We start from the raw sequence: 14,904 nt of genomic DNA on the forward strand, positions 1-14,904 counted from the left end.
ATGCTCCGTTCAAATCTTGCCCATGGCGACGATGACCAGGGCCGTCAACACAAAGAACCCCAGGGTCAGGCCCACGAAGATCAGGTCGAACATGGCTGGTTTCCTTTCTGGTAGATGCCCGGACGGGCGAATGAAAGTGGGTGGCAGTTGCTGCGTGCGGTCATCAGAATTTCTCGGCACGGATCAGCGCATAACCCAGGTAGGCAAACAGCAGCACGGCGCACAAACCACTGGCGCCGTAGATGAATGGCAGTGTCAGCAAGGCAGCTCTCCCCTTAATGCTCAAAGGCGGTGCCGGGAGCGCAAAGCGCAACCCGGGCACGGCCGGTCAGGGCACCCGCGACGGGCGCCGGCAGGGAGTCGGGAACGCCTCGTCCACCGCTCTCCTCTGCGCCACGCAGGTTAGGTGAGGGCGCATCAAGGTCGGGCACTGATTGCCGGGGGCGGCATTAAGACGGCGTAAAGATTGCGGCGGTGTGGGGCGGGAGAATCGGGGACGGGCCAGCGCCCCCGAGGGGGTCATTCACTTTTCAGGGGCAGCCAGATTTCCAGTACCCCGGTGCCGGCCTGGGGGTTGAAGTCGGCGCTGTAGCGCTCGAATTCCGGGGCATCGGCGGCCTCTCGACCCGACTGGGGCAGCCAGGTGTTCCAGATGTAGTCGAAGGTCCGGGGCAAGTCCTGCAAGGCGCCGCCATGCTCGAACACCGCATAGTGCTGCGGCTGCACCTCGATCCAGCGATAGCGCTCGGGCAGATCGTCGAGCTTGCTGATCTCGACCCCGGCGATGTACTCGAAGCCGCCCTGGCCGTCGGGGTTGCAGCAGATGCCATAGGTCTTGCGGTCGACCTGCCCCGGCACCTTGCCGATGTGCGGCACAAAGCGCTGCCACAGCAGGCCGATGTCCTGGCGAGTGGCAGGAGTGAATCGTTCGCCGAGGCCGGCGATCAGCAAAAAACGCTCCCTTTCGAAGCGCGGTTCTGGGCCTCTGCCCTGTTCTTGCTCATCCATGAATGCCACTCCTGCCGCAGAAAAGATGGGTTCGGCACGAAGTATAGAAGCCAATAGCCAAGGCCAGGATCAGAGCGCCGGAAGGTCTGCCGCGCCCGTACCAAGGATGAACTCCTGGTAGCCGGATAGAATCACGTACACCGCGAAATAGCAGAAGATCGCCGCAGATGCCAGGTAGGAATAGCGCAACAGCTTGTCCCCCAGCAGCTTGCCACCCTGGGTCGCGGCCAGGCACAGACCCAGGGTCCAGACCAGCCCGGCACAGAAAAAGCCGGCCAGGAACAATCCCGAATCGGCAATCCCACCGCCCCCGGATCGGGCAATCAGGGTGCCGCCCACGGCAGCGAACCAGAGGATCGCACTGGGGGACGACATGGCCAGGAAGATCCCGCGAAAAAACTCCCGGCGCGGCGAGCCCTGGTCCGCCTCCCCGGCGGTGGCCAGCACCGCGCTGTGATGGAGGGCGGCGTAGATCATCTTCGCCGCGAAGTACACCAGCAGGGCCGAACCGCCGATCCACAGCACCCAGCGCACGCTTTGGTATTGCAGCAGCACGGTCATCCCGGCCAGGGCCAGCAGCGCATAGATCAGGTCGCCGACACAGGTCCCCAGGCCCAGGCAGAAGCCCTGGAAATAACCCCGTTGCATGGCCAGGGTAATCATCGCGATATTGGCCACGCCGATGTCCAGGCACAGCGAAAGGCTCAACAAGAAGCCGCTGGTAAACTCCATCATTCATCCCGTTTGCTGCTGTTGTTCGAAGAGGGGCGAGGTGCGAGGAGCCCGGAAAAGCCGGGCCGGCTTAGGCAGCTCACAGCCCTTGCAGGCAAGAAGCGTGCACGTTATAGCGGCAAATCCTGCCCCCTCGCAAATCCGCCCGGCGCACCAAAAATAATTTTCCGCGCCTCTGGACAAGCCGGCGGCGGCGCCCGTATCGTCTGCCCCGCAGGCCACCGCAGTGGCCAACGTCGCTCGGACGGTTCCGGGCGCTTACGTCTTTTCGAGGCAACAATGGCCGAACAAGGTTCGCCGCGCCGCTTTGCGCGCATCGATCGTCTTCCCCCCTATGTTTTCAATATCACTGCCGAGCTGAAGATGGCTGCGCGTCGGCGCGGCGAAGACATCATCGACTTGAGCATGGGTAACCCCGACGGCCCTACCCCGCCGCATATCGTCGAGAAACTGGTCACCGTCGCCCAGCGCGAAGACACCCACGGCTACTCCACCTCCAAGGGCATTCCGCGGCTGCGCCGGGCGATTTCCCGCTGGTACAAGGACCGCTACGAGGTCGATATCGACCCGGAAAGCGAAGCCATCGTCACCATCGGATCCAAGGAAGGCCTGGCGCACCTGATGCTGGCCACCCTGGACCAGGGCGACACGGTGCTGGTGCCCAACCCCAGCTACCCGATCCACATCTACGGCGCGGTCATCGCCGGCGCCCAGGTGCGCTCGGTGCCGCTGGTGCCCGGGGTGGATTTCTTCGCCGAGCTGGAGCGGGCCATCCGCGGTTCGATCCCCAAGCCGAAGATGATGATCCTCGGCTTCCCGTCCAACCCCACCGCCCAGTGCGTGGAGCTGGACTTCTTCGAACGGGTGATCGCCCTGGCCAAGCAGTACGACGTGCTGGTGATCCATGACCTGGCCTACGCCGACATCGTCTACGACGGCTGGAAAGCCCCGTCGATCATGCAGGTGCCGGGCGCCAAGGACATCGCGGTGGAGTTCTTCACCCTGTCCAAGAGCTACAACATGGCCGGCTGGCGCATCGGCTTCATGGTGGGCAACCCGGAACTGGTCAGCGCCCTGGCGCGGATCAAGAGCTACCACGACTACGGCACCTTCACCCCGTTGCAGGTGGCGGCGATTGCCGCCCTGGAAGGCGACCAGCAATGCGTGCGCGACATTGCCGAACAGTACCGGCAGCGGCGCAACGTGCTGGTCAAGGGCCTGCACGAACTGGGCTGGATGGTGGAGAACCCCAAGGCCTCGATGTACGTCTGGGCCAAGATTCCCGAGGCCTACGCGCACCTGGGCTCCCTGGAGTTCGCCAAGAAGCTGCTGGCCGAGGCCAAGGTCTGTGTCTCGCCGGGGGTGGGTTTTGGTGAATACGGCGACGATCACGTGCGCTTCGCCCTGATCGAAAACCAGGACCGGATTCGCCAGGCAGTGCGCGGCATCCGCGGCATGTTCCGCGCCGACGGGCTGGCACCGAAAAACTGAGATGGCTTGAGCCACAAAAAAACCGCAGCGATGCGGTTTTTTTGTGGCCGTGCTATCGGTGTTTCGCGGGCAAGCCCGCTCCTACGGGCGGTGCTCTTAAACCACCAACGACAGCAGCAGGATAAAGATCAGGCCCACCACCGAAAGGATGGTTTCCATCGCCGTCCAGGTCTTGAACGTCTCGGCCACGGTCATGTTGAAGTATTGCTTGACCAGCCAGAACCCGGCGTCGTTGACGTGGGACAGGATCAGCGAACCGGCGCCGGTGGCCAGCACCAGCAGCTCGCGGTTGACCCCGGGAATCATCCCTACCACCGGCACCACGATGCCGGCACCGGTGATGGTCGCCACGGTGGCCGAACCGGTGGCGATACGGATCACCGCCGCCACCAGCCACGCCAGGAGGATCGGCGAGATCTGCGCATTGACCGCCATATGGCCGATCACGTCACCCACGCCGCTGGTCACCAGCATCTGCTTGAAGCCGCCACCGGCACCGATGATCAGGATGATCGCCGCGGTCGGCGCCAGGCTGGCATCCAACAGTTTGAGAATCTGCTTGGAACCGATGCCCTGCTTGTAGCCGAAGGTGTACAGCGACAGCAGCAGCGCCAGCAGCAAGGCGGTGATCGGGTGGCCGATCATGTCCATCCAGATGCGGAAGAAGTGTCCGTCAGGCAGCGCCACGTCGGCGAAGGTCTTGAGCAGCATCAGGAACACCGGCAGCAGCACGGTCACCAGGGTCACGCTGAAGCTGGGCAACTGGGCGGCCTGGGGCTCGCGGGCCAGTTGGTCCACCAGTTCCTGGGACGGATTGCCGGGAATGTACTTGGCAATGAAAGTGCCGTAGATCGGCCCGGCGATGATCGCCGTGGGCAGTGCCACGATCAGCCCATACAGGATGGTCTTGCCGATGTCGGCGCCGAACACGCCGATGGCCAGCAGCGGCCCCGGGTGCGGCGGCACCAGGCCGTGCACCGCCGACAGGCCGGCCAGCAGCGGAATGCCGATCTTGATCAGCGACACCCCGGTACGCCGGGCAACGATGAACACCAGCGGAATCAGCAGCACGAAGCCGATCTCGAAGAACAGCGGGATGCCCACCAGGAAGGCGGCGAACATCATCGCCCACTGCACCCGCTCCTTGCCGAACGAACGGATCAGGGTCTGGGCGATCTGATCGGCGCCACCGGACTCGGCCATCATCTTGCCGAGCATGGTACCCAGGGCCAGGATGATGCCGACAAAACCGAGCACGCCACCAAAGCCGTCCTGGAACGCCTTGATGATCTTGTCCACCGGCATGCCCGACGTCAGGCCGAGGAAACCCGCGGCGATGATCAGAGCGATGAAGGGGTGCAGCTTGAATCGGGTGATCAACACGATCAGCCCGATGATAGTGACCACTGCATCAACCAGCAGATAGGTCTCTTGGGACATGCCAAACATGGGATTGCCTCCGGTTTGTTGTTTTTATTAAAGCGTTAAAAACAAGGGCCGAGTGGGATAGCGCTACCTTTTTCGAGCCAGCACTTAATGTGAAGGTTCCAGGCCATGCTCCAGCCACCATTGGTTGGCCAGTTCGGCCAGGCGCTGGACGCTCAGGGTGCTGGCATCCAGGGCCAGGGTGAGCGGCTCCCCCACCGGGGATTCGAGAGTGGCGAACTGACTGTCGATCAGGGTCGAAGGCATGAAATGCCCTGGCCGGTGCGCCACACGGTCGGCGGCGACTGCCGGAGTCAGTTCGAGAAAGACAAAGCCCAGGCCGGGCGTGGCGGCGCGCAGGCGCTCGCGGTACTTGCGCTTGAGCGCCGAGCAGGTCAGTACCGGGTGCTGGCCGGCGGCCAGGGCACGACGCAGTTCATCGCACAGGCTGTCGAGCCAGCCGGCACGGTCTTCGTCGTCGAGGGGAATGCCGGCACTCATCTTGGCGATGTTCGCCGCCGGGTGGAAGGTATCGCCTTCAATGGCCATGGCGCCGCTGCGCTGGCACAGGGCCTGACTGACACTGGACTTGCCGCAGCCGGCAACACCCATGATGACCAGGGCGGTGATGGGTTGACTCATGAAACACCTCAGCGCGCAGACAGCGCTACCTTCGCAAATAAAAAATCTAGTACAAAAACAGTGTCTGCCGACGCCTTCTTGTCATTTTTGTGGGTTGCCGCGTATATAGTCCGCCAAACCAAAGAGCGAGGGTCAGGCACACCTCGCTCACGCATTGCAGCTGTTTCAGGACAGCGCTACCTTAGAGACTTGAATTTTGTTTGGCAAGCCGTCTGATGACCACTCATAAAAACGATAAAAACACCCGTACCACGGGCCGTCCCACCCTCAATGAAGTCGCCCGCCTGGCCGGAGTCAGCCCGATTACCGCCTCCCGGGCCCTGCGCGGCGTCAGCAGCGTGGCCACCGAACTGGTGGAAAAGGTGCAGAAGGCCGCGCAGGAACTGAACTACGTGGTCAACTCCGCCGCTCGCGCCCTGGCTTCGGCGCAGAGCCAGTCGGTGGTGGTGCTGGTGCCGTCGCTGTCCAACCTGCTGTTCATCGAAACCCTGGAAGCCATCCACCAGGTACTGCGCCCCAAAGGCTTCGAAGTGCTGATCGGCAACTGCCACTATTCTCGGGACGAAGAAGAAAACCTGCTGCGCAACTACATGACCTACCAGCCCCGGGGGCTGCTGCTGACCGGTTTCGACCGCACCGAAAGCGCCCGACGGATGATCGAGGCGAACAACATTCCCTGCGTCTACATGATGGACCTGGACTCCGGCGCCGGGCTCAACTGCGTGGGCTTCTCGCAATTGAACGCCGGCGAAACGGCGGCCCAGCACCTGATTTCCCGCGGGCGCAAGCACCTGGCCTACGTCGGTGCGCAACTGGACCAGCGCACCCTGCTGCGCGGCGAAGGTTTCCGCCGTGCCCTGCAGCAGGCCGGGCTGTACAACCCCGACCTGGAACTGCTGACCCCACGGCCCTCGTCCGTCGGCCTGGGAGCCGAGCTGTTCCTGCAACTGATGCAGAGCCAGCCCCAGGTGGACGCGATCTTCTTCGGCAACGACGACCTGGCCCAAGGCGCGCTGCTGGAAGCCATGCGCTGCGGGATCAAGGTGCCCGAGCAGGTGGCGGTGCTGGGCTTCAACGACCTGCCCTCCTCCGAACACATGGTGCCGCGCCTGAGCAGCATCAGCACTCCGCGCGAAGCCATTGGCCGCCGCGCCGCCGAACAGATGCTGACCCTGCTGGCCGGCAACAGCGTGGCCGAGCCGGTGGTGGACATGGGCTTTGAACTGCGGGTTCGGGAAAGCACCTGAAACGCCTCAGGGCCTGACGCTCAGGACACTGAGCAACAGGCCGAAGCCCACCAGCACCGCGCCGAACAACTGATCGATCCGGCGTTTGTAGGCCAGTAGCCGGCCGGCAATCGCCGGTGCCGAGAAAAACAGCGCCACCAGCACGAACCACAGCACGTGGGCCAGGACGATGATCGCGCCGTAGCCGATCTGCACCGGCAAGGCCGTGCCCGGCTGAATCACCTGCATGAACAGACTGAGAACGAAAATCATCGTCTTGGGGTTCAGGGCATTGGTCAGAAAGCCACTGCGCAAGGCGCCCCAGGTCGACATCCGAGCCCCCTCTGCCGGTTCTTCCCCCGGACGTTGCTCAGGGCTGCGCAACAGCTTGATGCCCAGGTAGATCAGGTACAGCGCACCCGCGATCTTCAAGCCGGTAAACCACAGCAGCGACTGCTGCAACAGCACCCCCACCCCCAGCAAGCTGTAGCCGATATGCACCATGACCCCGAGCCCGATGCCCAGGGCCGTGAACACGCCGTGGCGGCGCGAAAGCAGCAGGCTGTTGCGGGTTACCAGGGCAAAGTCGGCCCCGGGGCTGAGTACAGCAAGAATGGTAATGGTGATTACGAGTAACAGTTCGGTCACGTTGAATACGCCTAGGCTATAGAATCAGGCGCTACTGTATTGGGACCATGACCCAGGCCGATAACGATGAAAACTGACATTCCTGGTGATAAAAACTCACAACTCTCGCGACGGCGCCTGCCCCCGCTAAGCGCCTTGCGCTGCTTCGAAGCCGCTGCACGCCTGGAAAGCTTCACCCAGGCCGGCGCCACCCTGCACCTGACCCACGGCGCCATCAGCCGTGCGGTGCGCGCCCTGGAAGAGGACCTCGGCACCCCTCTCTTTGAGCGCCGCAGCCAGCGGGTCTTTCTCACCGCCGCCGGAGCCGAACTGCTGCACAGCGTGACCCAGGCCCTGGACCTGATCGAGAGCACCGCCAGCCGCCTGCGAGCCCCGGCTCCCGCAGCACCGCTGGTGCTGTCCTGCGAGCCGACCCTGCTGATGCGCTGGCTGATTCCGCGCATGCCGGGGTTCTATGCCGAGCACCCGCAAGTGCCGATCCAGCTGCTGGCCGGCGGCGGGCCCTTCTCGTTCGGTGCCGGTATCGACCTGGCGATCCGCCGCAACGACTTTGCCTGGAGCCGCGACACCCAGGCCCACTGGCTATTCGACGAAGCCATAGGCCCGGTATGCCGCCCCGAGCGCCAGGCCGACTGGACCCCGGCAACGGCCGGGCTGGCGCAACTGGCGGCGCAGGCACCGCGCCTGCACAGCGCCACCCGGCCGCACGCCTGGCAACAGTGGCTGCAATTGCAGCAACAACCGGTTGCCCCGACGCCACCGGAGCAGGTCTTCGAGCACTTCTACTTCAGCCTGCAAGCGGCCGTGGCCGGGCTGGGTCTGGCCATTGCCCCCTGGCAACTGGTGCGTGACGACCTGGAGGGCGGGCTGCTGTGTGCGCCCTTCGGCTTTGTCGCCGATGGCAGCGCTTATTACCTGCTTTCCCCCCAGGCCATAGACCCGGATTCGGCCAGCGGAAAACTGCTGCACTGGTTGCGCCGGCAAGCCCTGGCGTAGGCACTCAGGCAGGCGGGGCCACGGCCCCCAGCGCCGGGTCCTCGCCGCTGAGCAATTGCACCAGGGCCAGGGCCCCCTTCTGCAAAGGCTGGTTCTTCAACCACACCGCGTGCACCGGCAACACCAGGCCGTTGTCGATGTTCTTGAAATGCAACCGTTGCAAGCGCCCCGCCGCCAGCAACGGCTGGATCACCGACAGCGGGAAATTGCCCCAGCCGATCCCCGCCTCCACCATGTGCAGGGCCATCGCCAGGCTGTCGGTGCGCCACAGCGACTCGCCCACCAGGGGCCGGGTATCACTCAGGGGCAGGTCGCGGCTGGCCACCACCACCTGACGGACCTTGATCAGCTCTTCCAGGTACAGCGAACCGTCACTGGCCTGGAACACAGGGTGCCCGGCACAAATGCAGGCAATCATCCGCTCGCAGCCCAGGTACTGGAAATACTCCAGGGCATTCACGCTCAACCCGGCAAAGGCCACGCCGACGCTGACCCGGCCACTGTGCAAAAGGTGCAGCACGTCATCCTGGGGAGCACTGAGCAGCTCGACTTCCAGCAGCGGATAGCGCTCGGCAATCAGCTTGATGGCGGCCAGTACCCGTTGCTTGTCGATGTCATCCACCACCGCGATCGACAGCTTGCTCTCCAGGCCCAGGGACAGCTCGACGGCATGCACCTGCAATTGCTTGAGCTGGTCGGCAATCAGCCGCGCATGGGGCGCCAGGGACAAGGCCAGCGGCGTGGGCAGCGGCTCGCGGTGGCTGCGATCGAACAGCGCATACCCCAACTCCGCCTCGAGGTTGGCGATGCCCATGCTCACGGCCGAAGGCACCTTGCCCAAAGAACGCGCCGCCGCAGAAAAGGAGCCGCGATCGAGCACGGCGAGAAACAACTGGATGCTGTCGCTGGAGAAGTTCATGAGAAACAACCTATCAGGAAAACTGAAAGCTTCCGACTTTTTCTGTCACCTTGATTGAAGCTATCTTCCGCGCCCTGCGCCACCCTCAGGCTGGCCATTCCCATTCAAAATCGAGGAACCCGCATGCAAGGCGTGAAACGCAAACTGGTCTATGTCTCTTTATTCGAAGTGTTCGGCATGACCTTCTCGGCCCTGGGCCTGGCCCTGCTGTCCGGCACCTCGCCCAGCAGCACCGGGCCGCTGGCGGTGGTCATCACCAGCATCGCGGTGACCTGGAACTTCATCTACACCACCCTGTTCGAGCGCTGGGAAAGCCGCCAGCCATCGCGCACCCGTACAGTCAAGCGGCGCATTGCCCATGCCGTGGGTTTCCAGTTGACCCTGATCGTGTTCCTGATCCCGCTGATCGCCTGGTGGATGGCGATCAGCCTGGTGCAGGCCTTTCTCCTGGACCTGGCGCTGATCCTGTTCATCCCCTGCTACACCTTTGCCTTCAACTGGCTGTTCGACCGGGTTTTCGGCTTGCCGGCCTCGGCCCTCCCCGATCCGGCCTGAGATACCCGTATCGGCAAATTGATCGTCGCCGAGACGACGCCACGCTGTTAGATTCCCATGGCCATCCAGTACCACGAACAAGGAAGCGTCATGGGAACCCGCTGCAGAATTCTCGGTAAAGCCTCGTCCATCAATGTCAGGAAAGTCTTGTGGACCTGTGAGGAGCTTGGGCTTTCCTACCAGCAGGAAGACTGGGGTAGTGGCTTTCAGTCCACCCATACCCCCGAGTTTCTCGCCCTCAACCCCAATGCCCAGGTACCGGTGCTGATCGACGACGCCGGGGTCCTGTGGGAATCCAACAGCATCTGCCGCTACCTGGCCAACCTGCACCCCGGCAGCGGCCTGCTGCCCACGGCCCCGCGCGCCCGGGCCCTGGTTGAACAGTGGATGGACTGGCAGGCCACCGAGCTGAACCCGTCCTGGAGCTATGCCTTCATGGGCCTGGTGCGCCAGCATGCGGATTACCAGGACAGCCAGCGCATCGGCGCCAGCCTGCTGGCCTGGAATGCCAAGATGCAAATCCTCGAACGCCAGCTCGAGCGCTCGGGCGCCTATGTTCTGGGCGAGGATTTCAGCCTTGCGGATATCGTTCTTGGCCTCTCGGTGAATCGCTGGAAGATGACCCCCATGGAGCACCCGGCCTACCCCGCCGTGGCCGCCTACTACGAACGCCTCAGCCTGCACCCGGGCTTCATGCTGCACGGGCGCAATGGCATCGCCTGAGCTGGCCATCCCTCCTCTGGCCCATCGGAGATTCGAAATGAACGGACTTAACGTACTACTGACCGGCGCTTGCGGCAGGATCGGCAAGGTGTTTTTTCAGGGCTCCCAGGAGCGCCACCGCTTCACCCTCACCGACCGGGTGGAGCCGGACTTCGAAATCCCCGCGCCACACCGCTTCGTGCGCCTGGACCTCGACGACCCGCAAGCCATCGGCCGCCTGCTCCCGGGGATCGACGTCATCGTGCACCTGGCCGGCATTCCCCATGCCAGCGCCAGCTTCGACGAGTTGCTGCCGAACAACATCCTCGCCACCACCTACCTGTTCGAGGCCGCGGTACAGGCCGGTTGCCGGCGCCTGGTATTTGCCAGCAGCGCCCAGACCATCGAGGGCTACCCGGTGGACCGGCAGATCACCCCGGGCATGCCGGTGATGCCAGCCAACCTGTATGGCGTGAGCAAGTGCTACGGCGAGGCGCTATGCGCCTTCTATGCCGCCAAGCGCGGGCTGTCCTGCATTGCCCTGCGCATTGGTGCGTTCGAGGACCCGAAACACCACGAACTGACCACCACCCGCGACCTGAGCGCCTGGCTCAGCCCACGGGATGCAGTGCAGCTGTTGCAACGGGCAGTGGAAACCCCGGGGGTGCAACTGCTGATCGGCCACGGCATTTCCAACAATCGCTTCAAGCGCCTGGACCTCAGCGAAACCACCCGGGTGCTGGGCTACGAACCGGTGGACGATGCCTTCCAGGAAGATTTCGGCATTCCCATCACCTACTGAGCCACCACCGGGCACCCGCCGTCACGCGCGGGTGCCCGGCATTGCGCTATAAATCCGGCAGATGTAACGAAATACGACAATAAATCAGCGCATCCTCCGGTTTACGCACGTGGATTCACAATCCTTGGTTTCCGTTAGCAGGCTAAGATTTCCGCTCTGTGTCCTGTGGAACTCCCTGCATGCCCGCCTCTGCCCCGCTCACCAGCGACCTCGACCCTCAACGCGCCGCCGGCATCAGCGCGCGCATCGACCGCCTGCCTGCCGTGGCCACGATCTGGCGCCTGGTGGCGCTGCTGTCCATTGGCGGTTTTTTCGAGCTGTACGACCTGTTCCAGACCGCCTACATCAGCCCGGGGCTGATCCGCGACGGGATCTTCGCCAGCGGCAACCAGGGGGTGTTCGGTTTTTCCGACCAGGCGGCCTTCGCCTCGGCGACCTTTCTCGGCCTGTTCCTCGGCGCCAGCCTGCTGAGCCCGATAGCCGACCGCTTCGGACGCCGGGCGATCTTCACCTTCGCCCTGATCTGGTACACCCTGGCCACGGTGCTGATGGGGCTGCAGAGCACGGCGTTGGGGATCATCTGCATGCGATTCCTGGTGGGCATCGGCCTGGGCATCGAACTGGTGACCATCGACGCCTACCTCAGCGAACTGGTGCCCAAGCGCATGCGCAGCTCGGCCTTCGCCTTTGCCTTTTTCGTGCAGTTCCTGTCGGTGCCGGCAGTGGCGCTGATGTCCTGGTGGCTGGTGCCCCAGGCGCCCTGGGGGATCTCCGGCTGGCGCTGGGTGGTGCTGGCCAGCGCGGTGTTCGCCCTGTTCATCTGGTGGTTGCGCTCACGCTTGCCGGAGTCGCCACGCTGGCTCGCCCAGCACGGGCGCTTCGACGAAGCCGACCGGATCCTGCAAGGCCTCGAGACCCGTTGCGCCCGGGACTACGCCAAGCCGCTGGATGAGCCCGAACCCCAGGCCGTGGATATCCAGGGCCGTGGGCGCTTCGCCGATATCTGGCAACCGCCCTACCGCCGCCGGGCCCTGATGCTGATCGTGTTTCACGTGTTCCAGGCCATCGGCTTCTTCGGATTCGGCAACTGGCTGCCGGCGCTGCTGTCGGGCCAGGGCGTGAGCGTCACCCACAGCCTGCTGTACGCCTTCATCATCACCCTGGCCTACCCCCTGGGGCCGCTGCTGTTCGTGCGTTTCGCCAACCGCTTCGAGAACAAGTGGCAGATCGTCGGCTCGGCCCTGGGCGCCATGACCTTCGGCACCTTGTTCGCCCTGCAGAGCAGCGCCCTGGGGCTGATTGTCTGCGGGGTGATGATCACCTTCTGCAATGCCTGGCTGAGCTTCAGCTACCACTCCTACCAGAGCGAATTGTTCCCCACCAACATTCGCGCCCGGGCGGTGGGCTTCTGTTACTCGTTCAGCCGCTTGTCGACGGTGTTCAGCAGTTTGCTGGTGGGCTTTTTCCTCGAGCATTTCGGCACGCCCGGGGTCCTGGCCTTTATCGTCAGCAGCATGCTGATCGTGATCCTGACCATCGGCCGCTTCGGGCCGCGCACCCGCAACCTGGCCCTGGAAGACATTGCCCACGCATGAAGACGGCGCCGGCAGCGGTTGCCTGAAAGCGGCAAGACTTGTCCGCTTGCTGGCAGCCACGACCGGCGTCTTGAGCCAAGCCCTTGATATACAAGGGCGTATCAATCGGCATGGAACTTGCTAAAACCTCAGCCTAGTTCTCTTACACAGGTTCCCGATCATGTTGGTCAACGCCCAGAAATCCGTTTCGGTGCAGCCCACCTCGCGCACCGATATGGACCCGACTACCGCAGCCGCCAGCGCGCTGTACAGCGGCATGCTGCAACAGGCCCAGAACTCCGTGACCTATCCGGCGTCCCAGTCCTCCAGCCAGCAGGCCAACAGCGTGGACGACAACGTCAACGCCGCCTTCGCCAAGACCCGCGTGCTGCTCCAGGCCACGCCACCGACCGCCAGCGCCGCGCAGGCTACCAGCGCGACGGAAACCGGCGCGCTGAGCGAGTTCAAGGACTACATGAGCAAGACCCCGGAACAGCGCCTGCGCGACAGCATCCTCAAGGACATGGGGCTGACCGAGGAAGACCTGAAGAACCTGCCGCCAGAGCGCCAGCTGGCGATCAACCAGGAAATTGCCCAGCGCCTGCAGGACAAGATGCAACTGGCCAAGGAAGAGAAAGACGCCAAGGACAGCGCCAAACCGGTGGACGAGAAGTTCCTCGCCGCGCTGTAACCCCGCTGGACGCAAAAGGGTTCCCCATGGGAACCCTTTTTTGTGCCCGGCGAAAACCGGCTACTGCAACTGCAGGGTCGAGTTGAACTGGCTGATGGCATCCACCACGTGCCGCGAGCCCTGCTGGATCTCCAGGATCACCTCCCCCGCCTCATTCGCCAGTTCGACCCCGAGCCCGGTGCGGCTCAGGCTCGACTGCATGCTGGTCACCGCGCTCGTCGACAGGTCGTGGTTCTTGCGCACCACCTCGACGATTTCCACCGTCGCCTGGCTGGTGCGCGCCGCCAGGCTGCGCACCTCGTCCGCGACCACGGCGAAACCGCGCCCATGCTCACCGGCACGGGCGGCCTCGATGGCCGCGTTGAGGGCCAGCAGGTTGGTCTGGTCGGCGATCCCGCGGATGGTCTGGACGATGCTGCCGATGATGTCCGACTGCTTGCTCACCGCATCGATGCTGTGGGCCGCTTCATTGAGGTCATGGGAAATCTGCTGAATGATTTCCACGGTCTGCTGCACCACCTCCGAGCCCTTCTGCGCACAGGCGTCGTTCTGCACCGAGGTGCTGTGGGCGGACTCGGCGGCGGAGCGCAAGGTGGTCATCTGATCGGTGATGTCGCTGGCGATCTTCACCACCTTGTACAGGCGGCCCTTGGTATCGAACAGCGGGTTGTAGGAGGCTTCGAGAAACACCGTCTGCCCATACTTGTTTTCCCGCTCGAAACGATGGGAGTGAAACTCGCCCCGGTTCAACGAAGCCCAGAATTGCTTGTACTCCGGAGATTCAGCCTCGGAACGGTGGCAGAACATGCTGTGATGCTGGCCAACGATTTCATTCAGGGTGTACTGCATGGTCTTCAGGAAGTTGTCGTTGGCGGTGATGATCCTGCCGTCCGGGCTGAACTCGATGATGGCCATGGAACGGCCGATAGCGTTCAGCAGGCTCTGGTTCTCATGTTCGACATGGATGCGTTCGGAGATGTCCGACGCCACCTTGATCACACTGCGCACCTGACGATCGGCATCGAACACCGGCATGTAGCTGGCTTCGAGCCAGATCTCCCGGCCACGCTTGTCCAGGCGCAGAAAAGTCCCGCTGACCGGTTCGCCACGCCCCAGGTCGCGCCACAGCTTGCTGTACTCCTCGCTGCGATAGAACTCTTCCTCACAGAAAATCCGGTGATGCTTGCCACGTATGTCTTCTGCGGAGTAGCCCATGACCTGGCAGAAGTTTTCATTGGCATCCAGCACGATGCCATCGGGCGAGAACTCGATCATCGCCATGGAACGACTGATCGCCGCCAACTTGGCGTTGGCCTCGCTCAGCGCACAGTTGAATCGTTCGATTTCCAGCAGGTCAGCCTTGTGATGTAGGTTAAACATGGTTGTATCACCTTCAACGCTGTCTTTTGATTGACGGAAGTTTCTAGTCTTTCAACTGATCCACCACAACGATCTATAAAACAGGGCAAGCGCCTCCCTCCATATGAGAGAGG

The 14,904-nt window shown here is 63.2% G+C and carries 17 protein-coding genes and 1 pseudogene; 8 read left to right on the forward strand and 10 right to left on the reverse strand.

Annotated features, from left to right (window positions below):
* Positions 1 to 9: 9 nt before the first annotated feature.
* The 4 genes from AC1RMG_RS14485 to AC1RMG_RS14500 form a co-directional block, all read right to left on the reverse strand.
* Positions 10 to 180, reverse strand: a complete 171-nt coding sequence (locus AC1RMG_RS14485; protein WP_011062828.1) for a hypothetical protein — start codon at positions 178 to 180, stop codon at positions 10 to 12.
* Positions 164 to 262, reverse strand: coding sequence for a K(+)-transporting ATPase subunit F (gene kdpF / locus AC1RMG_RS14490; RefSeq protein WP_019093583.1), 99 nt, complete (start codon positions 260 to 262; stop codon positions 164 to 166). Before kdpF ends, AC1RMG_RS14485 begins: the two co-directional genes overlap by 17 nt.
* Before the next feature lie 257 nt (positions 263 to 519).
* Positions 520 to 1,008, reverse strand: coding sequence for a GyrI-like domain-containing protein (locus AC1RMG_RS14495; protein WP_011062830.1), 489 nt, complete (start codon positions 1,006 to 1,008; stop codon positions 520 to 522).
* A gap of 69 nt (positions 1,009 to 1,077) precedes the next feature.
* Positions 1,078 to 1,740, reverse strand: coding sequence for a LysE family translocator (locus AC1RMG_RS14500; RefSeq protein WP_011062831.1), 663 nt, complete (start codon positions 1,738 to 1,740; stop codon positions 1,078 to 1,080).
* 279 nt (positions 1,741 to 2,019) lie between these two features.
* Between AC1RMG_RS14500 and alaC the strand changes: the two genes are divergently transcribed.
* Positions 2,020 to 3,231, forward strand: coding sequence for an alanine transaminase (gene alaC / locus AC1RMG_RS14505; protein WP_342400644.1), 1,212 nt, complete (start codon positions 2,020 to 2,022; stop codon positions 3,229 to 3,231).
* A gap of 96 nt (positions 3,232 to 3,327) precedes the next feature.
* Here the strand turns inward: alaC and AC1RMG_RS14510 are convergent, their stop codons facing one another.
* Entirely contained in the window at positions 3,328 to 4,680 is a 1,353-nt protein-coding gene (locus AC1RMG_RS14510) for a GntP family permease (RefSeq protein ID WP_011062833.1), read from the reverse strand.
* Between the two features lie 84 nt (positions 4,681 to 4,764).
* Entirely contained in the window at positions 4,765 to 5,298 is a 534-nt protein-coding gene (locus tag AC1RMG_RS14515) for a gluconokinase (RefSeq protein WP_011062834.1), read from the reverse strand.
* Between the two features lie 215 nt (positions 5,299 to 5,513).
* Between AC1RMG_RS14515 and gntR the strand changes: the two genes are divergently transcribed.
* On the forward strand, positions 5,514 to 6,545 hold the full coding sequence (gntR, locus tag AC1RMG_RS14520) for an HTH-type transcriptional regulator GntR (RefSeq protein WP_011062835.1): 1,032 nt from the start codon (positions 5,514 to 5,516) through the stop codon (positions 6,543 to 6,545).
* 6 nt (positions 6,546 to 6,551) lie between these two features.
* On the opposite strand, the gene AC1RMG_RS14525 is transcribed toward gntR, so the two are convergent.
* Positions 6,552 to 7,172, reverse strand: a complete 621-nt coding sequence (locus AC1RMG_RS14525) for a LysE family transporter (protein ID WP_011062836.1) — start codon at positions 7,170 to 7,172, stop codon at positions 6,552 to 6,554.
* A gap of 66 nt (positions 7,173 to 7,238) precedes the next feature.
* Here AC1RMG_RS14525 and AC1RMG_RS14530 point away from each other — a divergent pair, with 66 nt between their 5' ends.
* Complete coding sequence (locus tag AC1RMG_RS14530; protein WP_041119577.1) at positions 7,239 to 8,168, forward strand: LysR family transcriptional regulator; 930 nt, start codon at positions 7,239 to 7,241, stop codon at positions 8,166 to 8,168.
* Between the two features lie 4 nt (positions 8,169 to 8,172).
* Here the strand turns inward: AC1RMG_RS14530 and AC1RMG_RS14535 are convergent, their stop codons facing one another.
* Positions 8,173 to 9,087, reverse strand: a complete 915-nt coding sequence (locus tag AC1RMG_RS14535; RefSeq protein WP_011062838.1) for a LysR family transcriptional regulator — start codon at positions 9,085 to 9,087, stop codon at positions 8,173 to 8,175.
* Positions 9,088 to 9,210: 123 nt separating this feature from the next.
* Here AC1RMG_RS14535 and AC1RMG_RS14540 point away from each other — a divergent pair, with 123 nt between their 5' ends.
* The 5 genes from AC1RMG_RS14540 to AC1RMG_RS14560 all read left to right on the forward strand — a co-directional run bounded on the left by AC1RMG_RS14540 (position 9,211) and on the right by AC1RMG_RS14560 (position 13,411).
* Positions 9,211 to 9,642 (forward strand): PACE efflux transporter, encoded by a 432-nt coding sequence (locus tag AC1RMG_RS14540; protein WP_015636721.1) that lies wholly within the window; start codon positions 9,211 to 9,213, stop codon positions 9,640 to 9,642.
* A gap of 90 nt (positions 9,643 to 9,732) precedes the next feature.
* Positions 9,733 to 10,365, forward strand: a complete 633-nt coding sequence (locus tag AC1RMG_RS14545) for a glutathione S-transferase family protein (protein WP_011062840.1) — start codon at positions 9,733 to 9,735, stop codon at positions 10,363 to 10,365.
* 37 nt (positions 10,366 to 10,402) lie between these two features.
* Positions 10,403 to 11,146 carry an NAD-dependent epimerase/dehydratase family protein gene (locus AC1RMG_RS14550; protein WP_015636722.1) on the forward strand — a complete coding sequence of 248 codons (744 nt, stop codon included), beginning with the start codon at positions 10,403 to 10,405 and terminating at the stop codon, positions 11,144 to 11,146.
* A 179-nt stretch (positions 11,147 to 11,325) separates the two neighbouring features.
* On the forward strand, positions 11,326 to 12,741 hold the full coding sequence (locus AC1RMG_RS14555; RefSeq protein WP_019093580.1) for an MFS transporter: 1,416 nt from the start codon (positions 11,326 to 11,328) through the stop codon (positions 12,739 to 12,741).
* Between the two features lie 160 nt (positions 12,742 to 12,901).
* Positions 12,902 to 13,411 (forward strand): hypothetical protein, encoded by a 510-nt coding sequence (locus AC1RMG_RS14560; protein WP_011062843.1) that lies wholly within the window; start codon positions 12,902 to 12,904, stop codon positions 13,409 to 13,411.
* Between the two features lie 60 nt (positions 13,412 to 13,471).
* Here the strand turns inward: AC1RMG_RS14560 and AC1RMG_RS14565 are convergent, their stop codons facing one another.
* Both AC1RMG_RS14565 and AC1RMG_RS14570 read right to left on the reverse strand, forming a co-directional pair.
* Complete coding sequence (locus tag AC1RMG_RS14565; protein ID WP_225368817.1) at positions 13,472 to 14,011, reverse strand: methyl-accepting chemotaxis protein; 540 nt, start codon at positions 14,009 to 14,011, stop codon at positions 13,472 to 13,474.
* A 6-nt stretch (positions 14,012 to 14,017) separates the two neighbouring features.
* A pseudogene (locus AC1RMG_RS14570) lies at positions 14,018 to 14,791 on the reverse strand (PAS domain-containing protein); the annotation flags it as partial.
* Between the last annotated feature and the right edge of the window lie 113 nt (positions 14,792 to 14,904).

The organism is Pseudomonas sp. GW822-FHT04H02, assembly GCF_058800645.1.